We start from the raw sequence: 24,684 nt of genomic DNA, 5'->3' as shown, positions 1-24,684 counted from the left end.
CAGAAAAACCCCCTGAGAAGGGGGTTTTTCACCTGTGGATAACTTATTCCACAGTGACCGACTTCGCCAGGTTGCGCGGCTGGTCAACGTCGGTGCCCTTGAGTACGGCAACGTAGTACGACAGCAGTTGCAGCGGGATGGTGTAGAGAATCGGCGACAGGATGTCGTGGATGTGCGGCATGTGCACAACGTGAGTGCCTTCACCGTTGGTCATGCCGGCCTTCTCGTCAGCGAAGACGATCAACTGGCCACCGCGGGCGCGGACTTCCTGAAGGTTGGACTTCAGCTTCTCCAGCAGTTCGTTGTTCGGCGCCACGGTCACCACTGGCATGTCGTTATCCACAAGCGCCAACGGGCCATGTTTCAGCTCGCCAGCCGGATAGGCTTCAGCGTGGATGTAGGAGATTTCCTTGAGCTTGAGTGCCCCTTCCATCGCCACCGGGAACTGCGCGCCACGGCCGAGAAACAGCGTGTGGTGTTTCTCGGCGAACAGCTCGGAGATTTTTTCCACGGTGCCGTCCATGGCCAGCGCCTCGCCCAGACGGGTCGGCAAACGACGCAACTCTTCGACCAACGTCGCTTCGACACCTTTGGCCAAGGTGCCACGAACCTGGCCCAGGGAAAGTGTCAGCAACAGCAGGCCAACCAATTGCGTGGTGAAGGCTTTGGTCGAAGCCACACCGATTTCGCGACCGGCCTGGGTCAACAGGGTCAGATCGGATTCGCGCACCAGCGAGCTGATGCCGACGTTGCAGATCGCAAGGCTGGCCAGGAAGCCCAGTTCCTTGGCGTTGCGCAGCGCGGCCAGGGTGTCGGCGGTTTCGCCGGACTGAGAAATGGTCACGAACAAGGTGTCCGGCTGCACCACAACCTTGCGGTAGCGGAATTCGCTGGCGACTTCGACCTGGCAAGGAATGCCGGCCAACTCTTCGAGCCAGTAACGCGCGACCATACCGGCGTGGTAACTGGTGCCACACGCGACGATCTGTACGTTACGCACTTTGGCGAACAGTTCGGCAGCCTGTGGGCCGAATGCCTGTACCAGGACCTGGTTCTGGCTCAGGCGACCTTCCAGGGTGCGCTGCACCACGGACGGTTGCTCGTGGATTTCCTTGAGCATGAAGTGGCGGAACTCGCCCTTTTCAGCGGCTTCGGCGCCGTCGCGATACTGCACGGCTTCGCGCTCGACGACCTTGCCGTCAACGTCCCAGATCTGCACGCTGTCGCGGCGGATTTCAGCGATATCGCCTTCTTCCAGATACATGAAACGGTCAGTAACCTGACGCAGGGCCAACTGGTCGGATGCCAGGAAGTTTTCCCCAAGGCCCAAGCCGATCACCAGCGGGCTGCCGCTGCGGGCTGCAACCAGGCGATCCGGTTGCTGCGCGCTGATCACTGCCAGGCCGTAAGCACCGTGCAACTCTTTGACGGTCGCCTTGAGGGCGACGGTCAGATCGCGCAGATCCTTGAGTTTGTGGTTCAGCAGGTGGGAGATGACTTCAGTGTCGGTGTCCGAGGTGAACACATAGCCCAAGGCTTTGAGTTGTTCACGCAGGGCTTCGTGGTTTTCGATGATGCCGTTGTGCACCACCGCCAGGTCGCCGGAGAAATGCGGGTGGGCATTGCGCTCGCACGGCGCACCGTGGGTGGCCCAGCGCGTGTGGGCAATGCCCAGGCGACCGACCAGCGGCTCGGTGGTCAACGCCTGCTCCAGCTCACTGACCTTGCCCGGACGACGCACGCGCTCGAGTTTTTCATCGTTGGTGTAGACCGCCACGCCAGCGCTGTCATACCCACGGTATTCGAGGCGTTTCAGGCCTTCGACGAGGATGGCGGTGATGTTACGTTCTGCGACTGCGCCGACAATTCCACACATGCTATTTCTCCTGACTGACAGCCGCGCAAATCAAAGTGATGCCGCGGGCCTGAATCTGATCGCGAGCCTCAAGGGGCAGGCGTTCATCGGTAATAATGGTATGGACACTGCTCCATGGCAGCTCCAGGTTTGGAATCTTGCGGCCGATTTTGTCGGCCTCCACCATCACGACTACTTCGCGGGCGACTTCAGCCATGACCCGGCTCAGCCCGAGCAGCTCGTTGAAGGTGGTTGTACCGCGAACCAGATCGATGCCATCAGCGCCGATAAACAGCTGGTCGAAGTCGTAGGAGCGCAGTACCTGCTCGGCAACCTGCCCCTGAAATGACTCGGAATGCGGGTCCCAGGTGCCACCGGTCATCAACAGCACCGGTTCGTGCTCAAGTTCGCTCAGGGCATTGGCGACATGCAGCGAGTTGGTCATCACCACCAGACCGGGTTGCTGTCCGAGTTCCGGGATCATGGAAGCGGTGGTACTGCCACTGTCGATAATGATGCGCGCATGCTCGCGAATTCGCGCGACGGCGGCACGGGCGATGGCTTGTTTGTATTTGGAAACCGGCTGACCAATGTCGGCCACCAGTTCCTGAGGCAGGGTGATCGCCCCGCCGTAACGACGCAGCAACAGGCCATTGCTTTCAAGTGCCGCCAGATCCTTGCGAATCGTAACTTCCGACGTTTCGAAGCGCTTGGCCAACTCATCCACACTGACTTCGCCCTGCTGATTGAGCAAGGCGAGGATGTTGTGACGACGCTGAGGTGTGTTGCGCTTTGACATGAGCTGGTAAGTTTCGTTTCGAAAGATAGCGGAAGCAATCAAAACCTATCAGCGAAACTTCGTCAAGCACCATGCGATAAAAAGAGCTGTGGATAACCCTGTGTAGGAGCGAGCTCGCTCGCGATGGACTTAAGGGCGCTGCTTTTATTCAGACTGACCTCGTCATCATTGACGTCCATCGCGAGCGAGCTCGCTCCTACACAAGGGAGTTGTGGATAACTCAGCCCTTCTTGATCTTCTCCGGCCGCTTCCAGCCGTCGATGTTCTTCTGACGAGCACGCCCGATGGCCAACTGGGATTTATCCACAGTCGAAGTAATGGTCGAGCCAGCCGCGGTGGTTGCACCGGACAGGATATCCACAGGCGCTACCAACGAGTTGTTGGAACCAATGAACACATCTTCGCCCAACACGGTTTTCCACTTGTTGGCGCCGTCGTAGTTGCAAGTGATGGTGCCGGCACCAATGTTGGTGCGCGCCCCGACTTCGGCATCGCCCAGGTAAGTCAGATGACCGGCCTTGGCACCTTCGCCCAGGTGAGCATTTTTCAACTCGACGAAGTTACCCACATGCGCCCGGGCTTCCAGCACGGTACCTGGACGCAGACGCGCAAACGGACCGGCATCGCTGCCCTCACCCAGAATGGCACCTTCGATATGACTGTTGGCCTTGATGACCACGCCTTTGCGCAGGGTGCTGTCCTTGATCACGCAGTTCGGGCCGATCACCACGTCATCTTCAATGACCACCTTGCCTTCAAGGATCACGTTGATGTCGATCAGCACATCACGCCCGACCGTCACTTCGCCACGAACATCGAAACGAGCCGGGTCGCGCAGCGTCACACCTTGAGCCATCAAACGACGACCCGCGCGCAATTGATAATGCCGTTCAAGTTCGGAAAGCTGCTTGCGGTCATTGGCGCCCTGCACTTCCATGGCGTCGTGCGGTTGCTCGGTGGCCACCACCAGACCATCGCTCACTGCCATGGCAATGATGTCGGTCAGGTAGTACTCGCCCTGGGCGTTGTTGTTGGAGAGTCGGCTCATCCAGTCGCCGAGACGGGCAAAAGGCAGCGCCAGAATGCCGGTATTGCCTTCGGTGATCTGGCGTTGGGCTTCATCGGCATCTTTCTGCTCGACAATGGCGGCAACCTTGCCAGCGCCATCACGAACGATGCGGCCGTAACCGGTCGGATCGTCCAGTTCGACGGTCAGCAGTCCCAATTGCTCTGGACCCACCTGCTTGAGCAGGCGCTGCAGTGTTTCGACCTCAATCAACGGTACATCACCGTAGAGCACCAGCACGGTGTCGGACTGAATGAACGGCACGGCTTGAGCAACGGCGTGGCCGGTACCCAACTGTTTATCCTGCAGGACGAAGTTCAGGTCATCCGCCGCCAGGCGTTCGCGCACCGCATCGGCACCATGACCGATCACGACGTGAATGCGCTGTGGATCAAGTTGCCGGGCGCTGTGGATAACATGGCCGAGCATGGAGTTGCCGGCAATCGGGTGCAAAACTTTCGGCAAAGCAGAACGCATACGCGTGCCTTGGCCAGCAGCGAGAATAACGATTTCAAGAGACATGACTGGCTACCAATCCTGGGTGGTCAGCGGCTGCGACCGGGTTGTAAAAATCGGAAAAGAAAAAAGGGTAGCCGAGGCTACCCTTTTTAATCAATCACACAACAAGTGCAGCCTTAGTGGCCGAACTTCTTGCGGATCTGCTGGACGGTGCGCAGCTGAGCTGCAGCCTCGGCCAGACGTGCGGCAGCAGAACCGTAATCGAATTCTGCGCCACGTTCATGCAAGGCCTTCTCGGCTGCCTTAACGGCTTCCTGAGCGGAGGCTTCATCCAGGTCGGCAGCACGTTGCACGGTGTCGGCAAGAACCTTGACCATGTTCGGCTGAACCTCGAGGAAACCACCGGAGATGTAATACACCTCCTCTTCCCCGCCCTGCTTGACCAGGCGGATCGGACCTGGCTTCAGATTAGTGATCAGCGGCGCGTGACCCAGAGCGATACCAAGATCACCCAGTGCACCGTGCGCAATCACCATCTCGACCAGACCGGAAAAGATTTCTCCTTCCGCGCTGACGATATCGCAATGGACTGTCATAGCCATCTGATTGCCTCAACCTAAATTAGCGCCCGTTGCCGGGCGCCGGGATTACAGTTTCTTGGCTTTCTCGATCGCTTCTTCGATGCCGCCAACCATGTAGAACGCTTGTTCTGGCAGGTGGTCGTAGTCACCGTTGAGGATGCCTTTGAAGCCAGCAATGGTGTCTTTCAGGGAAACGTATTTACCCGATGCACCGGTGAAGACTTCAGCCACGAAGAACGGCTGCGACAAGAAGCGCTGGATCTTACGAGCACGGTTTACCAACTGCTTGTCGGCTTCCGACAGCTCGTCCATACCCAGGATCGCAATGATGTCCTTCAGTTCTTTGTAACGCTGCAGAACGTACTGAACGCCGCGAGCGGTGTCGTAGTGGTCCTGGCCGATTACGTTCGGGTCCAGCTGGCGCGAAGTCGAGTCGAGTGGATCGACCGCTGGGTAGATACCCAGGGAAGCGATGTCACGGGACAGAACGACGGTAGCGTCCAAGTGGGCGAAGGTGGTCGCTGGCGACGGGTCGGTCAAGTCATCCGCAGGTACGTATACCGCTTGGATCGAAGTGATCGAACCTTCCTTGGTCGAAGTGATACGTTCTTGCAGAACGCCCATCTCTTCAGCCAGGGTCGGCTGGTAACCTACTGCCGAAGGCATACGGCCCAGCAGTGCGGATACTTCAGTACCGGCCAGGGTGTAACGGTAGATGTTGTCGACGAACAGCAGAACGTCGTTACCTTCGTCACGGAACTTCTCGGCCATGGTCAGGCCGGTCAGTGCTACGCGCAGACGGTTACCCGGCGGCTCGTTCATCTGACCGTAAACCAGTGCCACTTTGTCCAGAACGTTGGAGTCCTTCATCTCGTGGTAGAAGTCGTTACCCTCACGAGTACGCTCACCCACACCGGCGAACACGGAATAACCGCTGTGCTCGATGGCGATGTTACGGATCAGTTCCATCATGTTTACGGTTTTGCCTACACCGGCACCACCGAACAGACCGACTTTACCGCCTTTGGCGAACGGGCAAACCAGGTCGATAACCTTGATGCCGGTTTCCAGCAGGTCGTTGCCGCCTGCTTGTTCAGCGAACGAAGGCGCTGGACGGTGAATGCCCCAACGCTCTTCAGTGGCGATAGGGCCAGCTTCGTCGATCGGGTTGCCCAGAACGTCCATGATCCGGCCCAGAGTCGCTTTACCGACCGGTACGGAGATGGCTGCGCCAGAGTCGGTAACTTCCAGACCGCGCTTCAGGCCTTCGGTGGAACCCATCGCAATGGTACGAACCACGCCGTCGCCCAGCTGCTGCTGAACTTCCAGAGTGGTCCCGGCCGCGCTTTGTACTGTCAGCGCGTTGTAGATGCTCGGTACGCTGTCGCGTGGAAATTCCACGTCGATAACGGCGCCGATGATTTGAACGATACGTCCGCTACTCATAGCTGGATCCTCTGAATATTTGAACCGTTAAACCGCGGCAGCGCCGCCGACGATTTCCGAGATCTCTTGGGTGATCGCAGCCTGACGCGCCTTGTTGTAGACCAGCTGCAAATCGCTGATCAAATCACCGGCGTTGTCGGTAGCGTTCTTCATCGCGATCATCCGCGCAGCTTGTTCAGCCGCGTTGTTCTCGACCACCGCCTGGTAGACCTGCGACTCCACGTAACGGACCATCAAGCCGTCGAGCAGCTCCTTGGCATCCGGTTCGTAGAGATAGTCCCAGTGGTGCTTGAGGTCTTGATCCGGGGTTGCCACCAGTGGAATCAACTGCTCCACGGTAGGCTGTTGCGTCATGGTGTTGATGAACTTGTTGGACACCACGGACAGGCGGTCAATACGGCCGTCCAGGTAGGCATCCAGCATCACCTTGACGCTGCCGATCAGATCATTGATCGACGGCTCTTCACCCAGGTGGCTGATAGCTGCAACGACGTTACCGCCGAAGTTGCGGAAAAAGGCCGCACCCTTGCTACCAACGACACACAGATCGATCTCGACGCCGTTTTCGCGGTTTACCGCCATGTCCTTGACCAGGGCCTTGAACAGGTTGGTGTTCAAGCCGCCGCACAGACCACGGTCACTGCTCACTACGACATAACCAACACGCTTGATTTCGCGGTCGATCATGAACGGGTGGCGGTATTCCGGGTTGGCGTTGGCCAGATGCCCAATTACCTGGCGGATACGCTCCGCATAAGGACGGCTAGCAGCCATGCGCATTTGTGCCTTGCGCATTTTGCTGACCGCCACTTTTTCCATGGCGCTGGTAATCTTTTGCGTGCTTTTGATGCTCGCAATCTTACTGCGAATCTCTTTTGCGCCTGCCATGTAACACCTATCAGGTTAGCAAGCGGGAGCCTTGCGGCTCCCGCTGCGGCTTACCAGGTTTGGGTGGCCTTGAACTTCTCGATACCGGCTTTCATGCCAGCGTCGATTTCGTCATTGAAGTCACCTTTCACGTTGATCTTCGCCATCAAATCGGCGTGATCGCGGTTGAAGAAAGCAATCAGCGCTTGCTCGAAGCTGCCGATCTTGGCGATTTCAACGTCAGTCAGGAACCCACGCTCAGCGGCATACAGCGACAGCGCCATGTCAGCGATCGACATTGGTGCGTATTGCTTCTGCTTCATCAGCTCGGTAACGCGCTGACCATGCTCAAGTTGCTTACGGGTCGCTTCGTCCAGGTCAGAAGCGAACTGGGCGAATGCCGCCAGTTCACGGTACTGAGCCAGAGCGGTACGGATACCACCGGACAGCTTCTTGATGATCTTGGTCTGAGCGGCACCACCCACACGGGATACCGAAACACCGGCGTTCACTGCAGGACGGATGCCCGAGTTGAACATGGCCGATTCCAGGAAGATCTGACCGTCGGTGATGGAAATCACGTTGGTCGGAACGAACGCGGAAACGTCGCCAGCCTGGGTTTCGATGATCGGCAGTGCGGTCAGGGAACCGGTTTTGCCGGTCACTGCGCCGTTGGTGAACTTCTCTACGTATTCTTCCGAAACGCGGGATGCGCGCTCCAGCAGACGGGAGTGGAGATAGAACACGTCGCCTGGGTAAGCTTCACGGCCTGGTGGACGGCGCAGCAGCAGGGAAATCTGGCGGTAAGCCACTGCTTGCTTGGACAGATCGTCATAAACGATCAGCGCGTCTTCACCGCGGTCGCGGAAGAATTCACCCATGGTGCAACCGGAGTACGGTGCCAGGAATTGCAGCGCTGGAGATTCCGAAGCACTGGCAGCCACGATGATCGTGTTGGCCAGGGCGCCGTTTTCTTCCAGCTTGCGAACCACGTTGGCGATGGTCGATTGTTTCTGACCGATTGCTACGTAGACGCAGAAAATGCCGCTGTTCTTCTGGTTGATGATCGCGTCGATCGCCAGAGCGGTTTTACCGATCTGACGGTCACCGATGATCAGCTCACGCTGGCCACGGCCGACTGGGATCATGGCATCGACAGCCTTGTAGCCAGTCTGTACAGGCTGGTCTACCGACTTACGCCAGATCACGCCTGGAGCAACTTTCTCGACCGCGTCGGTCTCGGTGTTGCCCAGTGGACCTTTGCCGTCAACAGGGTTACCCAGTGCGTCGACTACGCGACCCAGCAGTTCCTTACCAACCGGAACTTCCAGGATGCGGCCAGTGCACTTGGCGCTCATGCCTTCAGCCAGAGACTGGTATGCGCCCAATACAACGGCACCTACGGAGTCTTGCTCCAGGTTGAGGGCCATACCGAAGACGCCGCCCGGAAACTCGATCATCTCGCCGTACATTACGTCGGCCAGACCGTGAATCCGCACGATACCGTCAGATACGCTGACGACAGTGCCTTCGTTACGGGCTTGGGAGGTCACATCGAGCTTGTCGATGCGGCCCTTGATAATTTCACTTATTTCGGAAGGATTGAGTTGCTGCATTGCTCTGCTGCCCCTTCAAACTCAAGATTTCAATGCTTCGGCAAGTTTCGCGATTTTGCCGCGAATCGAGCCATCGATAACCAGGTCGCCGGCGCGGATGACGACACCACCAATAAGGGCAGCGTCCTCCGCAACTTGCAGGCGCACTTCCCGGTTGAGTCGTGCACTGAGAACCTTGGCGAGTTTGTCTTGCTGTTCTTGGTTCAATGCAAAAGCACTGGTGACTTCAACGTCTACCGACTTCTCTTGTTCGGCCTTGTACAGGTCGAACAGAGCGGCGATCTCCGGCAACAGCGGGAGACGGTCGTTTTCGGCAACGACGTGGATGAAGTTCTGTGCCTTGGCATCAAACTTGTCGCCGCACACGTCAATAAACGTGGCGGCCTTTTCTGCGCTCGTCAGTCGCGGGGCCTTGAGCACGCGCTGCATGGTGTCGTCTTCCGACACCGCTGCAGCCAGGCCGAGCATGGCTGACCAATTGGCCAGTTGCTGGTGGGCCTGAGCGTGCTCGAAGGCCGCCTTAGCGTAAGGTCGGGCCAACGTGGTCAGTTCTGCCATGATCGCCCTCGCTTAGATTTCAGCAGCCAGTTGGTTAACCAGCTCTGCGTGCGCGTTTTGATCGATTGTGGCACCCAGGATCTTCTCGGCGCCGCCGACTGCCAGCAAGCCCACTTGGGCACGCAGCGCGTCTTTGACACTGTTCAGTTCCTGTTCGATCTCGGCCTGAGCCTGAACCTTCACACGGTCAGCGTCGACACGGGCCTTTTCAACAGCCTCTTCGACAATCTGGTTACCGCGTTTCTTGGCTTGCTCGATGATTTCAGCTGCCTGAGCTTTCGCTTCGCGCAGTTGGTGACCCGCTTTTTCTTGGGCCAACTCCAGGTCGCGAGCTGCACGGCTGGCAGCGTCCAGACCATCAGCGATCTTCTTTTGACGTTCGTGCAGTGCCGCAATGACCGGAGGCCATACGAACTTCATGCAGAACAGTACAAAAATCAGGAACGCAACGGACTGGCCAATCAGGGTCGCATTAATGTTCACGCCAACACCTCGCAGTTACGTTGTCCATCACACCAAATTACCCGGAAGATCCGAGTAATTAGCCAGCGATTTGACCAACGAACGGGTTCGCAAAGGTGAAGAACAGAGCGATACCAACACCGATCATGGTTACGGCGTCGAGCAGACCGGCAACGATGAACATTTTAACTTGCAGCATTGGAACCATTTCTGGCTGACGCGCTGCGCCTTCCAGGAACTTGCCGCCCAGCAGGCCGAAACCAATTGCGGTACCCAGTGCGCCCAGGCCGATCAACAGTGCAACAGCGATAGCGGTTAGACCAACTACAGTTTCCATCTTTCCTCCCGACTTTTACGTCGTATGGTTTAGGTTTTTTAGATTAAAGCGGTAAAACAAATCGTTTCAGATGCCCCGTAAGGAGCACCTTCCCGTTTTACCGGGAAGGACATCAGACTAGTCGAGACTGGCCTTAATGGTTTTCTTCGTGCGCCATCGACAGGTAGACGATGGTCAACATCATGAAGATGAACGCCTGCAGGGTGATGATCAGGATGTGGAACACAGCCCACGCCCACTGCAGAACAACGCCCAGGCCACTAAGCCAGAGCAGACCGCTGCCGAACATCACAGCAATCAGAATGAAGACCAGCTCGCCGGCGTACATGTTGCCGAACAGACGCAGAGCCAGGGAGATCGGCTTGGCGATCAGGGTCACGAATTCCAGCAGGAAGTTCACCGGAATCAGCAGCGCCTGAACGAAGATGTTCTTGCTGCCGAACGGGTGCAGGGTCAGCTCGCCGATGAAGCCGCCGAGGCCCTTGATCTTGATGCTGTAGAAAATGATCAGCGCGAACACCGTGAAGGCCATGGCCAGAGTAGCGTTCGGGTCGGTGGTCGACACGGCGCGGAACGGAATGTGCGCATCGCCGGAGATCAGGATGGCCAGCTGAGGAATCCAGTCGACCGGTACCAGGTCGACGGCGTTCATCAGGAACACCCAGACGAAGATGGTCAGTGCCAGCGGTGCAATCACCGGGCTACGGCCATGGAAGCTGTCTTTCACGCTGCCATCGACGAATTCGACCAATACTTCAACGAAGTTCTGCAAAGCACCAGGCTGACCGGAAGTCGCTTTCTTGGCCGCCATGCGGAAAAGAAGAACGAAGATCAGACCCAATGCGACCGACCAGCCGAGAGTATCGACGTGGAAAGCCCAGAAGCCCATTTCTTTGGCTTCTGCTGCGGTGTGGGCAAAGCCCCAGCCGCCGGTAGGGTGCTGACCGAAGGTCAGGTTCTGCAAGTGGTGCTGGATATAGCCCGAAGCGGTTGTTTCTGCCATGGTTGCCTCAAACGCCCTAAGGTCTCGAAAGTCTTGTTCTCATCAGCAGGGGAGCGAACCAGCTGACCGACTGAGTCAGCACGAAGGCACCGAATACTGCAATCGGCGCCAGTGGCTTCACACCTGCAAACACCAGTGCAAACAGCACTGCCGTCAAAATCAGTTTGCCTGCCTCGCCGGCATAAAAAGACCGGACGATGGACTGGGCTGCTCGGGCGCCGGAAAACCGAAATGCCCTGTGAGCGAAATAAACATTGGGTAGCAAGGCTATCAGGCCTCCGCAGAGTCCCGAGTACCCGGCAACGACTCCATATCGGTACCAGAGCGCCAAAGCGGCGATCAGCAACACGACAAATTGAGCCATTAACACCGGAAAAACTGCCAGGCGATGGAAGGGCAGGCGGTTTGGCGTGCGGGTTTCCATCACTTTTACTCCCCAATGGTCGGCTGCCGAAATTCAATAACTTGGCATAATTTGTGCCGACAAAATGCGCGCAGAGTATAGGGGCGGTTCTGCCCCTATTCAACTGTCAGGTAGTGATTTCCGACTGCGCGCTACATGAGGAAATGTTTCAGCGGATATGTGCAAGTACGCCTTGAAGCTCATCCAGTGAGTTGTAGCCAATCACCAACTGCCCTTTACCCTTCTTACCGTGGCGGATCTGCACCGCAGAGCCTAGGCGCTCGGCCAGGCGCTGTTCGAGACGGGCGATATCCGGGTCCGGTTTTGCCGCTTCCACAGGCTCCGGTTTACCACTCAACCACTGGCGAACCAGTGCCTCGGTTTGGCGCACGGTCAGCCCGCGTGCGACAACATGTCGCGCCCCTTCAACCTGTTGAATTTCCGGCAAACCGAGCAAAGCACGGGCATGACCCATTTCCAGGTCGCCGTGGGACAACATGGTCTTGATGACTTCCGGCAAGGAAATCAGGCGCAACAGGTTGGCCACGGTCACCCGGGACTTGCCCACAGCCTCGGCCACTTGTTGCTGGGTCAGCTGGAACTCCTGCTGCAACCGCTGCAGGGCCACCGCTTCTTCAATCGGGTTCAGGTCTTCGCGCTGAATGTTCTCGATCAGCGCGATGGCGATCGCGGTTTCATCAGGTACATCGCGAACCATCGCCGGGATGGTTTCCTGCCCGGCTTGCTGGCTGGCGCGCCAGCGGCGTTCGCCGGCAATGATTTCAAAGCGGCCGCTGCCGATCGGGCGAACCACGATGGGCTGCATGACGCCCTGGGCCTTGATCGATTGCGCCAGCTCTTCGAGCGCCTGCGGATCCATGTCACGACGCGGCTGGTACTTGCCGCGTTGGAGCAGATCCAGGGGGAGATGTTGCAGCTCACGCTGATCGGCTTGCGCCGCTTGTTCTTCCAGCGAGCTGACAGTCGGACCACTCAACAGAGCATCCAGTCCACGTCCGAGACCTCGTTTCTTGACGGCCATGGGGATTCCTTAAGTTGCCTGAGCAGCGGCGATGCGTGAGTTTTTGCGTTGACGACGAACCATTTCGCCCGCCAATGCCAGGTAGGCAACGGCGCCTCGCGAAGCTTTGTCGTACGCCAGCGCCGGCATGCCGTAGCTTGGCGCTTCGGCCAGACGGATATTGCGCGGAATGACGGTGTCGTAGAGCTGCTCGCCGAAGTGTTCCTTGAGCTGCGCCGAGACATCGTTCATCAGGCTCAGGCGTGGGTCGTACATCGTACGCAGCAGGCCTTCGACCTTGAGGTTCGGGTTCAGCAGTTCAGAGATACGCTTGATGTTATCCACAAGGTCGCTCAAGCCTTCGAGTGCGAAGTACTCGCACTGCATGGGGATAATGACCCCGTCAGCGGCAACCAGTGCGTTCAAGGTCAGCATCGACAGCGACGGCGGGCAGTCGATCAGGATGTAATCGTAGTTTTCCCGGATCGGCGCCAGCGCGCTGCGCAGACGGCTTTCCTTCATCTGCATTTCCAGCAGCACCACTTCGGCCGCGGTGAGATCGCGGTTGGCCGGCAACAGCTGGTAACCACCGTGTTCGGAGAAGTGCATGGCCTGGGCCAGATCACATTCTCCGATCAGCAGGTCGTAGACCGAGTTTTCCAGGCCATGTTTATCCACACCGCTACCCATGGTGGCGTTGCCCTGTGGATCAAGATCGATCAACAGCACCCGGCGCTTGGTCGCGACCAGGGATGCTGCGAGGTTGATGCAGGTGGTGGTTTTGCCCACGCCACCCTTTTGGTTCGCAATCGCGAATACCTTAGCCATTCTTGCTTGTGTTCCCAATCATGCCGTGCGGCGCAGTATCAGCAGATGGCGTTGGCCTTGGCAACCAGGTACGGCCAGGGCGTGTTCGCTATCGAGGTGGAAGTCTGCCGGCAATGCTACCAGCTCATCGGCCGGATGAACGCCCTTCATTGCCAGCCAGCGTGTTTCGCTATCGCCGAGGTGGCGCGTCCAGTTGCTGAAGTTCTCCATGCTGCTGAACGCCCGGGAAATGATTCCGTTGAAGGGCTGCGCAGGCTGGAAGGCTTCGACGCGACTGTGGATAACTTGCAGGTTATCCAGTTTGAGTTCGAGTTTGACCTGGGTCAGGAAGCGGGTTTTCTTGCCGTTGCTGTCCAGGCAGGTCACTTGCGACTCTGGAAACAGGATGGCCAACGGAATGCCCGGCATACCACCGCCGCTGCCGACGTCCAGCCACCGGCCGTTTTCGACGAACGACATCACGCTCAAACTATCGAGCAAGTGGCGGGAGACCATCTCGTCCGGATCGCGTACCGCGGTCAGGTTGTAAGCCTTGTTCCATTTTATCAACAGGGCCAGATAACCCAGCAACTGCGCGTGCTGGGTTTCTGTCAGCGTGACACCGAGCTGGCGAGCACCTGTGGATAACTCTTCTGCGTGTTGCGAAGTGACCAACGAACTCAAGCGCTTTGCTCCAACTGACGGCCCGCGCCGCGTTTTTTCAAATGAATCATCAACAGCGAAATGGCTGCCGGCGTAACGCCCGGTATACGCGAGGCCTGGCCCAGAGTTTCTGGACGGGTCGCGCCGAGTTTGCTCTGGATCTCCTTGGAGAGACCGGAAATATTCGTGTAATCGATATCCACAGGCAATTTGGTGTCTTCGCTGGCTCGCAGGCGGGCGATTTCATCCTGTTGACGATCAATGTAGCCGGCGTATTTGGTCTTGATCTCGACCTGCTCGGCAACCTGTGGATCTTCCGCGCCCCCACCGGTCACGGAGATGAGACCAGCGTAGTCGATTTCCGGACGGCTCAAGAGATTGAGCAGGTTGTATTCGTGAGTCAGCGGTGTGCCGAATTTTTCGGCGATGGCATCGCCCTGTTCGGTGCCCGGGCGGACCCAGGTACTTTTCAGGCGCTGCTCTTCCAGTTCGATGCTTTCGCGTTTTTTGCAGAAAGCCGCCCAGCGCACGTCATCCACCAGACCCAGTTCGCGACCTTTTTCGGTCAAGCGCAGGTCGGCGTTGTCTTCGCGCAGGATCAAGCGATATTCGGCACGTGAGGTGAACATCCGGTACGGCTCTTGGGTACCGAGGGTTATCAGGTCGTCGACCAACACGCCGATATAGGCCTCGTCGCGACGCGGGCACCAGGCCTCTTTGCCTTGCGCACGCAGTGCAGCGTTGGTCCCGGCGAGCAAACCCTGGGCACCGGCTTCTTCGTAACCGGTTGTGCCGTTGATTTGCCCGGCGAAGAACAAGCCGCCGATGACTTTGGTTTCCAGGCTGTATTTCAAATCCCGTGGATCGAAGTAGTCGTACTCGATCGCGTAGCCCGGACGCACGATGTGCGCGTTTTCCATGCCGCGGATCGATTGCACGATCTGCAATTGCACGTCGAACGGCAAGCTTGTGGATATCCCGTTCGGATACAGCTCATGGGTGGTCAAACCTTCCGGTTCGATAAACACCTGATGGCTTTCCTTGTCGGCGAAGCGATGGATCTTGTCTTCGATCGACGGGCAATAACGCGGGCCGATCCCTTCGATCTCACCGGCAGCGGAATACATCGGCGAACGGTCGAGGTTCGCGGCAATGATTTCGTGGGTGCGCGCATTCGTGTGGGTAATCCAGCAGCTGACTTGCTTCGGATGCTGCTCTTTTGACCCCATGAACGACATCACCGGGATCGGCGTATCACCCGGTTGCTCGGACATCACCGAGAAATCCACAGACCGACCGTCGATACGTGGCGGAGTACCGGTTTTCAAACGACCCACGCGCAATGGCAGTTCACGCAGACGGTGAGCCAGCGCGATCGATGGCGGATCACCGGCGCGACCGCCGGAAAAATTCTGCAAACCGATGTGGATAAGTCCACCGAGGAACGTACCGGTGGTCAACACCACGGAATCAGCGAAGAAACGCAGGCCCATTTGGGTGACAACACCACGGACTTGTTCCTGCTCGACGATCAGATCGTCAGCGGCCTGTTGAAATATCCACAGGTTCGGCTGGTTCTCCAGGATTTCGCGGACAGCTGCCTTGTACAGAACCCGGTCTGCCTGCGCGCGGGTTGCTCGCACGGCCGGGCCTTTGCGGCTGTTCAACACGCGAAACTGGATACCGCCTTTATCGGTAGCCATGGCCATCGCGCCGCCAAGGGCGTCGATTTCCTTGACCAGGTGGCTTTTGCCGATCCCGCCAATGGCCGGATTGCAACTCATGGCACCGAGGGTTTCCACGTTATGCGTCAGCAATAGGGTTTTAACCCCCATACGTGCTGAGGCCAGTGCTGCCTCGGTACCGGCATGACCGCCGCCGATGACGATCACTTCAAAACGGGAAGGGAAATCCACCACGCACCTCGTGCCTGCTTAAGTAGGTAATTCAGGAATAGTTTGAGCTCAGGTTTTTGGACCTGGTCGACAAGTATAGGGACTTCGCCCTTCCTAAAGAACCCTTTGCACAAAATTTAACCAGCTGTGGAAAAGTCGGAGTTATAGAAATTAAAAAGAAAGAAATTTATTAAATCTTTGTTTTTATGTTTATTTCTATGCACCTACCTTTCTGTGGATAGATTGCTATAGCCCTTTATTTTCAATGTGTACAGAGATTCAAAACCCTGTGTTCATGTGCCAATGAGGCCCTTGGATAACCGGTTTAAGCCTGTGGATGAAAGGGGTGGTTATCCACAGAGGCGGTTATGTCCAGTTTTCGAGCCCTGTTATCAACTGACCTTAGCCGCGGTTATTCACAGGGCTTAATCCACAGAAAAGTGCCGTTCGCTCGAAATTCGGGTGCAGGAATTCCGCTCAAGCAGACGAAGTCCGCTCGGCACTGGGAGTTTTTTTCAGAAAAGGAGAGAACAGACAGGCACGAATGGCCTGTCTGTGAATAACAGGAGGGCTACTTACCGATACAGAAGCTGGAAAAAATCCGCCCCAGCAGGTCATCGGAACTGAAAGCACCGGTGATTTCACCCAGCGACTGCTGAGCCTGGCGCAAATCCTCGGCCAACAACTCGCCAGCACCGGCCAGGGTCAATTGGGCACGGCCATGCTCGAGGGCAGCACTGGCATGACGTAGCGCCTCAAGGTGTCGCCGGCGAGCGCTGAAGCTGCTTTCGGACGTCTGTTCATAGCCCATGCAGGCCTTGAGGTGATCACGCAGCAGCTCCAGCCCGACACCACCCGACTTGGCGCTCAGGCTGATGGTGACATGGCCGTCCTGGCTGACCTCCAGCGCAATGGCTTCGCCCGTAAGGTCGGCTTTGTTGCGGATCAGGGTGACTTTCGCGGGATCGGGACGGATTTCGAGAAACTCCGGCCAGAGTGCGAAAGGATCGAGGGCTTCCGGTGCAGTGGCATCAACCACCAACAGTACCCGATCGGCTTCGCCGATAGCTTTCAAGGCACGCTCGACGCCGATTTTTTCCACATGATCATCGGTATCGCGCAGACCGGCGGTATCCACGACGTGCAGCGGCATGCCATCGATGTGGATATGTTCGCGAAGCACGTCGCGGGTGGTGCCGGCAATTTCGGTCACGATCGCCGCTTCACGCCCGGCCAGGGCATTGAGCAGGCTGGATTTACCGGCATTCGGACGACCGGCAATGACCACGGTCATACCGTCACGCAGCAAGGCGCCCTGCCCGGCTTCGCGCATGACGGTGGATAACTCGTCGCGCACCTTGTCGAGCATGCTCAGGACGTGGCCATCGGCGAGGAAGTCGATTTCCTCTTCCGGGAAATCGATGGCCGCTTCGACATAGATTCGCAGGCCGATCAGTTGCTCGGTGAGGTTATGCACACGTGACGAGAAAGCACCTTGCAGGGAGCGCAATGCGTTTCGCGCAGCCTGGGCAGAACTGGCTTCAATCAGGTCGGCAATGGCTTCGGCCTGGGCGAGGTCCAGTTTGTCGTTGAGGAAGGCGCGCTCACTGAATTCCCCCGGTCGGGCGAGGCGGCAACCCAGTTCCAGGCAGCGCTTGAGCAACATATCCAGAACAATCGGACCGCCATGGCCTTGCAGCTCCAGCACATCTTCACCTGTGAACGAGTTCGGGCCGGGGAAATACAGGGCAATGCCCTGGTCCAGCACCTCGTCGTTTTCACTGAAAAACGGACCGTAGTGGGCAAATCGCGGCTTGAGCTCGCGACCGCTGAAGGCCTTGGCCGCAACGCTGGCCAACGGCCCGGAAATACGCACGATGCCTACACCGCCGCGACCTTGAGCGGTGGCGACAGCTGCGATGGTTTCGCGAGGAACGCTCATAAACCGGTATCCAGACAAAAGTGACAGATAGCAAAACGCCCCACTAGGGGGCGTTTTGAGTGGTTATCCACAGTGTAAATCAGGCAGCTGCTTTAGCGGCCGCTTCGATTTTACGCGTGATGTACCACTGTTGTGCGATGGACAGCACGTTGTTTACAACCCAGTACAGCACCAGACCGGCCGGGAACCACAGGAAGAAGAAGGTGAAGATGATAGGCATCAGCTTCATCACCTTGGCCTGCATCGGATCCGGAGGAGTCGGGTTCAACTGCTGCTGGATGAACATGGTTGCGCCCATGATGATCGGCAGAATGAAGAACGGATCCTTGATCGACAGGTCAGTAATCCACAGCATGAACGGCGCTTGGCGCATTTCAACGCTTTCCAGCAGAACCCAGTACAGCGAGAGGAAAACCGGCATCTGCACGAGGATTGGCAAGCAACCACCCAGCGGATTGATCTTCTCTTTCTTGTACAGTTCCATCATGGCTTGCGACATTTTCTGCCGGTCATCGCCATGTTGCTCTTTCAGCGCGGCCAGTTTCGGCGCCACTGCACGCATGCGCGCCATGGATTTGTAGCTGGCAGCCGACAGCGGGAAGAAGATCCCTTTGATCAGCATGGTCAGGAAGATGATCGACCAGCCCCAGTTACCCACAATGGCGTGGATGTGTTGCAGCAACCAGAAGATCGGTTGGGCGATGAACCACAGAATGCCGTAGTCGACCGTCAGTTCCAGACCTGGGGACAACTCTTTCAGCACAGCCTGGCTTTTCGGACCGGCGTACAGAACAGCGCTGGTCTCGGCCTTAGCACCCGGCGCAACACTCATCGATGGGCCGGTGTAGCCGATGATGTAGTTGCCTTTGCTGTCTTTACGGGTCTGGACGACGTTGTTTTCGCCCTTGGCCGGAATCCATGCGGTCACGAAGTAGTGCTGCAACCAGGCAACCCAACCGCCTGTGACGGTTTCTTTCAGCGGCGCCTTGTCCATGTCCTTCATGGACACTTTCTTGTACGGCTCGGAACTTGTCCACAGGGCGGCGCCCAGGTAAGTCGCGGTGCCGGTAGCCGTAGTCGATGAAGGATCGGCGCTGGCGTCGCGCTTCAACTGGGCGAACATCGCACCATTCCAGGGCTGGGCGCTCTGGTTGTCGACCAGGTAGGAAACGGTTACGTCATACAGGCCGCGTTTCAGGGTGAAACGCTTGATGTAGTTGACGCCGTCTTTGCTGAACTTCAGGTCTACGACCAATTGGTCCTGACCGTCAGCCAGCTGATAAATCTTCTTCTCCGAGGAATAAACCGGACGACCGGCCGGATTTGCATCCGGACCGTTGGTGCCGATCAGACCGCTTTGCGCCAGATAAGTACGTTCGCCGCCGTTATCGAACAGCTGGAACGGAATTTCCGGGTGATCCTGACGACGCGGATACAGCGGCAGGGTCAACTGGGCAACATCGCCACCTTGTGGGTCGACAGCCAGGTCCAGTACATCCGTTTTGATCTGGATGAGGTCCTTGCTCACAGCCACCGGCGTTTCGGCAGGTGCGCTGGTGTCGCTTGCAGCACGTGGAATGTCGTCACTGGCAGAAGAGCCAGATGCCGTATCCGGCAGGCCCGATGCAGTCGTATTGGTGGCAACATTCTGAGTCGGCAGGGCAGCCTGGCCATAGTCCTGGTTCCATTTAAGAACCATAACGTAGGACACGATTGCCAGGGCGACGATCAGGATCGTGCGTTTGATATCCATGATTACTCGGCCATCGAAGAAGAACGGGAGGTAGGGATAGGTGGAACCGGGTCATAACCACCGGGATTCCACGGATGACAGCGACCTAAACGACGAAAGGTCAGCCAGCCACCGCGAAGAAGGCCATGATTTTCGATGGCTTCTAACGCGTAGCAGGAACAACTGGGGTAGAAACGACAGTGACTGGCCATCAGAGGACTAATGGCATAGCGATAAAACTGGATCGGAACGAGTGCCAGTTTACGCATCTGGACTGTCTACCCCTACAGTTTCGGTTTTGACTGCTGGTACTGGCGAACTGCGAGCCAGTCGTTTCCAGAGTTTGCCGAAATGCTGAATCAATTCGGGGTTTTCTACGTCGCCCAAACCTTTGCGCGCGACGATAACAATGTCCCAGCCGACCAGAGAATCCTGGTTCAGGCGAAACGATTCGCGCATCAGACGTTTGAGGCGATTGCGCTCGACGGAGAGCTTTACGCTCTTTTTCCCGATTACCAACCCGAGACGGGGGTGATCAAGATCGTTGTTGCGCGCAAGGAGCAGGAGATTTTTCCCCGGAACCTTGCCGGTAGGGGAGTCAAAGACTGCCTTGAATTGCCGGGGGGTAAGCAGACGCTTTTCCCGACTGAAGTCCTGACTCACCTCCAGTGCCGGATTATCAAACTGCCAGACGCGCACGACCTTTGGCGCGACGACGCGACAGGACGGCACGACCGTTCTTGGTAGCCATGCGAGCACGGAAACCGTGGGTACGAGCGCGTTTGATAGTGCTTGGTTGGAAAGTACGTTTCATTGTCGTGTTACCTGGTTCGTCCACAACGGGCCGGAATGGCCCCCGTTTTAAGAGACCGGGGATTCTAGAGAAAGCAAGCCTTCAGGTCAATTTCCAACCAACGTTTCCTTATAAATAGATCTCCAGAGGTTTTTCGGCGCTTGCTCCTTGCGTAGATATAAAAATAAGAAAGGAAAGTATTTAAAGCTTTTCTGTAAAGCTTATAAAAGCTAGGCTCGCCCCCTTCTGTGGATAACTCGATTCAGCCCTTGTTTTACCTGCTGTACAGAGAATGACAACTACGGTGGAAAACAGTGTTCAGCCTGTGCTGCGCTGTCGGATAACCTGTGCGTGAAAGGTCGCTTTATCCACAGGCCGGTTATCCACCGAGTTTCGCCCCCACTTGTGCAATGACCTTAACCCCGGTTATCCACAGAGCTTATGCACAGACCACTGGTCGCCTTTTTTGCGTATGAAACGGTGATTCTTCTTGGTCGATGAACCACCTTCGTGTGGATAAGTCGGCGTCTGGTCGCTACAATGGCCGCTTGTTTTTGCCTCACCGGCTTTCAACTTAGGGGATATCCGTGTCAGTGGAACTTTGGCAGCAGTGCGTGGAGCTTCTGCGCGATGAGCTGCCTGCCCAACAATTCAACACTTGGATCCGTCCACTACAGGTCGAAGCCGAAGGCGACGAGTTGCGTGTGTATGCACCCAATCGTTTTGTTCTGGACTGGGTCAACGAAAAGTACCTGGGGCGTGTTCTCGAATTGCTCGATGAGCACGGCAATGGCATGGCGCCTGCGCTTTCCCTATTAATAGGCAGCAAACGCAGTTCGGCACCCCGGGCTGCGCCCAATGCTCCCCTGGCTGCCGCGGCTTCCCAGGCCCAGGCTGCTCAAGCGCCCGCCAGTCCGCCGCCGGCACCTGCCGCCGTGACGACCAAGCGTGCGACGCAAAAAGTGGCTGAGGTCACCGAGGAAGAACCTTCCCGTGACAGCTTCGACCCGATGGCAGGTGCCAGTTCGCAACAGGCTCCGGTTCGTGCCGAGCAACGTACCGTGCAGGTCGAAGGTGCGCTCAAGCACACCAGTTACCTGAACCGCACCTTTACCTTCGAGAATTTCGTTGAAGGTAAATCCAACCAGCTGGCGCGCGCCGCCGCCTGGCAGGTGGCAGACAACCCCAAGCACGGTTACAACCCGCTCTTCCTTTATGGTGGCGTCGGCCTGGGTAAAACCCACTTGATGCATGCTGTGGGTAACCATCTATTAAAGAAGAACCCGAATGCCAAGGTGGTGTACCTGCATTCCGAGCGTTTCGTGGCGGACATGGTCAAGGCCCTGCAACTGAACGCGATCAACGAGTTCAAACGCTTCTACCGTTCGGTGGATGCGTTGCTGATCGATGACATTCAGTTCTTCGCCCGCAAGGAGCGTTCCCAGGAAGAGTTTTTCCACACCTTCAACGCCCTGCTCGAAGGCGGGCAGCAGGTCATTCTCACCAGTGACCGCTACCCGAAGGAAATCGAAGGCCTTGAAGAACGCCTCAAATCCCGTTTTGGCTGGGGCCTGACCGTAGCGGTCGAGCCGCCGGAGCTGGAAACCCGCGTGGCGATCCTGATGAAGAAGGCCGATCAGGCCAAAGTCGAGTTGCCTCACGACGCCGCGTTTTTCATTGCCCAACGCATTCGCTCCAACGTCCGTGAGCTGGAAGGTGCGCTCAAGCGCGTGATCGCCCACTCGCACTTCATGGGCCGCGATATCACCATCGAGCTGATTCGCGAATCCCTTAAGGACTTGTTGGCGTTGCAGGATAAACTGGTCTCTGTGGATAACATTCAGCGCACTGTCGCCGAGTACTACAAGATCAAGATCTCCGACTTGCTGTCCAAACGCCGTTCGCGTTCGGTCGCTCGTCCGCGTCAGGTCGCCATGGCGTTGTCCAAGGAACTGACCAACCACAGCCTGCCGGAAATCGGCGATGTGTTTGGCGGCCGCGACCATACGACGGTCTTGCACGCGTGCCGCAAGATCAACGAACTTAAGGAATCCGACGCGGACATCCGCGAGGACTACAAGAACCTGCTGCGTACACTGACCACTTGATGAACACCAGCGCAGCTAATTAAGGCAAGGGACTAGACCATGCATTTCACCATTCAACGCGAAGCCCTGTTGAAACCCCTGCAACTGGTCGCAGGCGTCGTCGAACGCCGACAGACCTTGCCGGTACTTTCCAACGTGCTGCTGGTTGTCGAAGGCCAGCAATTGTCGCTGACCGGTACCGACCTGGAAGTCGAGCTGGTCGGTCGTGTTCAACTCGAAGAGCCGGCGGATCCGGGTTCCATCACCGTGCCGGCGCGCAAGCTGATGGACATCTGCAAAAGCCTGCCGAACGATGCGCTGATCGACATCAAGGTCGACGAGCAGAAGCTTGTGGTCAAGGCTGGCCGTAGCCGCTTCACCCTGTCGACACTGCCGGCCAACGACTTCCCTACCGTGGAAGAAGGCCCGGGTTCGCTGACCTGCAGCCTGGAGCAAAGCAAACTGCGTCGTCTGATCGAACGCACCAGCTTCGCCATGGCCCAGCAGGACGTGCGTTACTACCTCAACGGCATGCTGCTGGAAGTCTCCGCTGGCGTCATCCGCGCCGTAGCCACCGACGGTCACCGTCTGGCCATGTGCTCGATGCAGGCCGACATCGGCCAGCCGGATCGTCACCAGGTTATCGTGCCGCGCAAAGGTATCCTCGAACTGGCTCGCCTGCTCACCGAGCCGGACGGCAATGTCAGCATCGTGCTGGGTCAGCATCACATCCGCGCCACCACCGGTGAGTTCACCTTCACCTCGAAGCTGGTTGACGGAAAATTCCCGGACTACGAGCGAGTTCTGCCTAAAGGTGGCGACAAGCTGGTTCTTGGTGATCGTCAGGCTCTGCGCGAAGCGTTCAGCCGTACCGCCATTCTGTCCAACGAGAAGTACCGTGGTATCCGTCTGCAACTGGCCAGCGGTCAGCTGAAGATCCAGGCGAACAACCCGGAGCAGGAAGAAGCGGAAGAAGAAGTGGGCGTTGAATACAACGGCGGCTCTCTGGAAATCGGCTTCAACGTGAGCTACCTGCTCGACGTACTGGGCGTGATGACCACCGAGCAGGTTCGTCTGATCCTTTCCGACTCCAACAGCAGCGCGCTGGTGCAGGAATCGGATAACGACGACTCGGCCTACGTTGTCATGCCGATGCGTCTGTAATCATGTTCAGCAGAAGCTAGATGTCCTTAAGTCGCGTCTCGGTCACCGCGGTGCGCAATCTGCACCCGGTGACCTTCTCCCCCTCCCCCCGCATCAATATTCTTTACGGCGCCAACGGCAGCGGCAAAACCAGTGTTCTGGAAGCCATCCATCTGCTGGGGCTTGCCCGTTCGTTTCGCAGCACCCGTCTGTTGCCGGTCATTCAATACGAACAGCTTACCTGTACGGTTTTTGGCCAGGTTGAACTGGCGGAGGGTGGGCATAGCGCCTTGGGCATCTCACGGGATCGCCAAGGGGAATTCCAGATCCGTATCGATGGGCAGAATGCTCGCAGCGCCGCGCAACTGGCCGAGATCTTGCCACTGCAACTGATCAATCCGGATAGCTTTCGATTGCTGGAAGGCGCGCCGAAGATTCGCCGACAGTTTCTCGACTGGGGTGTGTTCCACGTGGAACCGCGCTTCATGTCAACCTGGCAGCGCTTGCAGAAGGCCCTGCGCCAGAGAAACTCTTGGCTGCGGCATGGTACACTTGACGCCGTTTCGCAAGCGGTTTGGGACAGGGAACTGTGCCAGGCCAGCGCTGAAATCGATGAATACCGCCGCGCTTATATCAAAGCCTTGAAACCAGTCTTTGAACAAACCTTGAGCGAACTGGTTGAGCTTGAAGGCTTGACGCTCAGCTATTACCGCGGCTGGGACAAGGACCGTGAACTGAGTGCTGTGCTCGCCGGGTCTCTTCAACGGGACCAGCAAATGGGACATACCCAGGCCGGACCACAACGCGCTGATTTGCGGCTCAGACTGGGCGCGCACAATGCCGCGGACATCTTGTCCCGAGGCCAGCAGAAGTTGGTGGTTTGCGCATTACGGATTGCCCAAGGGCACTTGGTCAGCCAGGCTCGACGCGGTCAGTGTATTTATCTGGTGGATGACTTGCCGTCCGAACTGGACGAGCACCACCGTCGCGCCCTTTGCCGCTTGTTGGAAGACTTACGCTGCCAGGTATTTATCACCTGTGTAGATCACGAATTATTGAGGGAAGGCTGGCAGACGGAAACGCCAGTCGCTCTGTTCCACGTGGAACAGGGCCGTATCACCCAGACCCACGACCATCGGGAGTGAAGGC

24 protein-coding genes are annotated in these 24,684 nt (G+C 57.3%); 3 read left to right on the top strand and 21 right to left on the bottom strand.

The window, feature by feature from the left end; all coding sequences use genetic code 11:
* Window positions 1-43: 43 nt before the first annotated feature.
* The 21 genes from glmS to rpmH form a co-directional block, all read right to left on the bottom strand.
* The gene (gene glmS / locus AC1RDQ_RS04340) at window positions 44-1,876 is read right to left on the bottom strand and encodes a glutamine--fructose-6-phosphate transaminase (isomerizing) (protein WP_218494554.1); all 1,833 of its coding nucleotides are present in this window, start codon (window positions 1,874-1,876) and stop codon (window positions 44-46) included.
* Between the two features lies 1 nt (window position 1,877).
* Window positions 1,878-2,654, bottom strand: a complete 777-nt coding sequence (locus tag AC1RDQ_RS04335; protein WP_057712664.1) for a DeoR family transcriptional regulator — start codon at window positions 2,652-2,654, stop codon at window positions 1,878-1,880.
* Between the two features lie 220 nt (window positions 2,655-2,874).
* Complete coding sequence (gene glmU, locus AC1RDQ_RS04330) at window positions 2,875-4,242, bottom strand: bifunctional UDP-N-acetylglucosamine diphosphorylase/glucosamine-1-phosphate N-acetyltransferase GlmU (protein WP_090452263.1); 1,368 nt, start codon at window positions 4,240-4,242, stop codon at window positions 2,875-2,877.
* A gap of 113 nt (window positions 4,243-4,355) precedes the next feature.
* Window positions 4,356-4,781, bottom strand: coding sequence for a F0F1 ATP synthase subunit epsilon (locus tag AC1RDQ_RS04325; RefSeq protein WP_007969909.1), 426 nt, complete (start codon window positions 4,779-4,781; stop codon window positions 4,356-4,358).
* 45 nt (window positions 4,782-4,826) lie between these two features.
* A complete protein-coding gene (gene atpD, locus AC1RDQ_RS04320) occupies window positions 4,827-6,206 on the bottom strand; it encodes a F0F1 ATP synthase subunit beta (protein WP_008002330.1) in 1,380 nt (459 codons plus the stop codon).
* A gap of 27 nt (window positions 6,207-6,233) precedes the next feature.
* Window positions 6,234-7,094: a F0F1 ATP synthase subunit gamma gene (gene atpG, locus AC1RDQ_RS04315; protein WP_008045673.1), complete on the bottom strand. Its 861-nt coding sequence runs from the start codon at window positions 7,092-7,094 to the stop codon at window positions 6,234-6,236.
* A gap of 50 nt (window positions 7,095-7,144) precedes the next feature.
* The gene (gene atpA, locus AC1RDQ_RS04310; protein ID WP_030132553.1) at window positions 7,145-8,689 is read right to left on the bottom strand and encodes a F0F1 ATP synthase subunit alpha; all 1,545 of its coding nucleotides are present in this window, start codon (window positions 8,687-8,689) and stop codon (window positions 7,145-7,147) included.
* A gap of 21 nt (window positions 8,690-8,710) precedes the next feature.
* A complete protein-coding gene (locus AC1RDQ_RS04305; RefSeq protein WP_008045680.1) occupies window positions 8,711-9,247 on the bottom strand; it encodes a F0F1 ATP synthase subunit delta in 537 nt (178 codons plus the stop codon).
* Between the two features lie 12 nt (window positions 9,248-9,259).
* Window positions 9,260-9,730, bottom strand: coding sequence for a F0F1 ATP synthase subunit B (locus tag AC1RDQ_RS04300; RefSeq protein WP_008045681.1), 471 nt, complete (start codon window positions 9,728-9,730; stop codon window positions 9,260-9,262).
* Window positions 9,731-9,788: 58 nt separating this feature from the next.
* Complete coding sequence (gene atpE, locus AC1RDQ_RS04295) at window positions 9,789-10,046, bottom strand: F0F1 ATP synthase subunit C (RefSeq protein ID WP_003097235.1); 258 nt, start codon at window positions 10,044-10,046, stop codon at window positions 9,789-9,791.
* 133 nt (window positions 10,047-10,179) lie between these two features.
* Complete coding sequence (gene atpB / locus AC1RDQ_RS04290) at window positions 10,180-11,049, bottom strand: F0F1 ATP synthase subunit A (RefSeq protein ID WP_057712662.1); 870 nt, start codon at window positions 11,047-11,049, stop codon at window positions 10,180-10,182.
* A gap of 16 nt (window positions 11,050-11,065) precedes the next feature.
* On the bottom strand, window positions 11,066-11,473 hold the full coding sequence (locus AC1RDQ_RS04285) for a F0F1 ATP synthase subunit I (RefSeq protein ID WP_008045685.1): 408 nt from the start codon (window positions 11,471-11,473) through the stop codon (window positions 11,066-11,068).
* Between the two features lie 148 nt (window positions 11,474-11,621).
* A complete protein-coding gene (locus AC1RDQ_RS04280) occupies window positions 11,622-12,494 on the bottom strand; it encodes a ParB/RepB/Spo0J family partition protein (RefSeq protein WP_057712660.1) in 873 nt (290 codons plus the stop codon).
* A 9-nt stretch (window positions 12,495-12,503) separates the two neighbouring features.
* Window positions 12,504-13,301, bottom strand: coding sequence for a ParA family protein (locus AC1RDQ_RS04275; protein ID WP_046038783.1), 798 nt, complete (start codon window positions 13,299-13,301; stop codon window positions 12,504-12,506).
* An 18-nt stretch (window positions 13,302-13,319) separates the two neighbouring features.
* Window positions 13,320-13,964, bottom strand: a complete 645-nt coding sequence (rsmG, locus tag AC1RDQ_RS04270) for a 16S rRNA (guanine(527)-N(7))-methyltransferase RsmG (RefSeq protein WP_492586439.1) — start codon at window positions 13,962-13,964, stop codon at window positions 13,320-13,322.
* Window positions 13,961-15,859 carry a tRNA uridine-5-carboxymethylaminomethyl(34) synthesis enzyme MnmG gene (gene mnmG, locus AC1RDQ_RS04265; protein WP_349735866.1) on the bottom strand — a complete coding sequence of 633 codons (1,899 nt, stop codon included), beginning with the start codon at window positions 15,857-15,859 and terminating at the stop codon, window positions 13,961-13,963. Before mnmG ends, rsmG begins: the two co-directional genes overlap by 4 nt.
* A 550-nt stretch (window positions 15,860-16,409) precedes the next feature.
* A complete protein-coding gene (gene mnmE, locus AC1RDQ_RS04260; RefSeq protein ID WP_090452271.1) occupies window positions 16,410-17,780 on the bottom strand; it encodes a tRNA uridine-5-carboxymethylaminomethyl(34) synthesis GTPase MnmE in 1,371 nt (456 codons plus the stop codon).
* A 79-nt stretch (window positions 17,781-17,859) separates the two neighbouring features.
* Window positions 17,860-19,533: a membrane protein insertase YidC gene (gene yidC / locus AC1RDQ_RS04255; RefSeq protein ID WP_492586437.1), complete on the bottom strand. Its 1,674-nt coding sequence runs from the start codon at window positions 19,531-19,533 to the stop codon at window positions 17,860-17,862.
* Window positions 19,534-19,535: 2 nt separating this feature from the next.
* Complete coding sequence (gene yidD, locus AC1RDQ_RS04250) at window positions 19,536-19,781, bottom strand: membrane protein insertion efficiency factor YidD (protein ID WP_010207715.1); 246 nt, start codon at window positions 19,779-19,781, stop codon at window positions 19,536-19,538.
* The gene (gene rnpA, locus AC1RDQ_RS04245; protein WP_056727027.1) at window positions 19,774-20,175 is read right to left on the bottom strand and encodes a ribonuclease P protein component; all 402 of its coding nucleotides are present in this window, start codon (window positions 20,173-20,175) and stop codon (window positions 19,774-19,776) included. Before rnpA ends, yidD begins: the two co-directional genes overlap by 8 nt.
* A gap of 16 nt (window positions 20,176-20,191) precedes the next feature.
* Window positions 20,192-20,326, bottom strand: a complete 135-nt coding sequence (gene rpmH / locus AC1RDQ_RS04240; protein ID WP_003213577.1) for a 50S ribosomal protein L34 — start codon at window positions 20,324-20,326, stop codon at window positions 20,192-20,194.
* A gap of 566 nt (window positions 20,327-20,892) precedes the next feature.
* Here rpmH and dnaA point away from each other — a divergent pair.
* Genes dnaA through recF form a run of 3 tightly spaced genes read left to right on the top strand, consistent with a single transcriptional unit; the run spans window position 20,893 to window position 24,680 of the window.
* Window positions 20,893-22,413 (top strand): chromosomal replication initiator protein DnaA, encoded by a 1,521-nt coding sequence (gene dnaA / locus AC1RDQ_RS04235; RefSeq protein WP_090452273.1) that lies wholly within the window; start codon window positions 20,893-20,895, stop codon window positions 22,411-22,413.
* Between the two features lie 39 nt (window positions 22,414-22,452).
* A complete protein-coding gene (gene dnaN / locus AC1RDQ_RS04230; protein WP_007969885.1) occupies window positions 22,453-23,556 on the top strand; it encodes a DNA polymerase III subunit beta in 1,104 nt (367 codons plus the stop codon).
* Window positions 23,557-23,576: 20 nt separating this feature from the next.
* Window positions 23,577-24,680, top strand: coding sequence for a DNA replication/repair protein RecF (recF, locus tag AC1RDQ_RS04225; protein ID WP_492586435.1), 1,104 nt, complete (start codon window positions 23,577-23,579; stop codon window positions 24,678-24,680).
* Window positions 24,681-24,684: the final 4 nt, after the last annotated feature.

It is taken from the genome of Pseudomonas sp. GW823-FHT02E01 (assembly GCF_058797535.1).
Note: the sequence above shows the minus strand (reverse complement) of the source record. Positions and strands in the feature narration are given on the sequence as shown.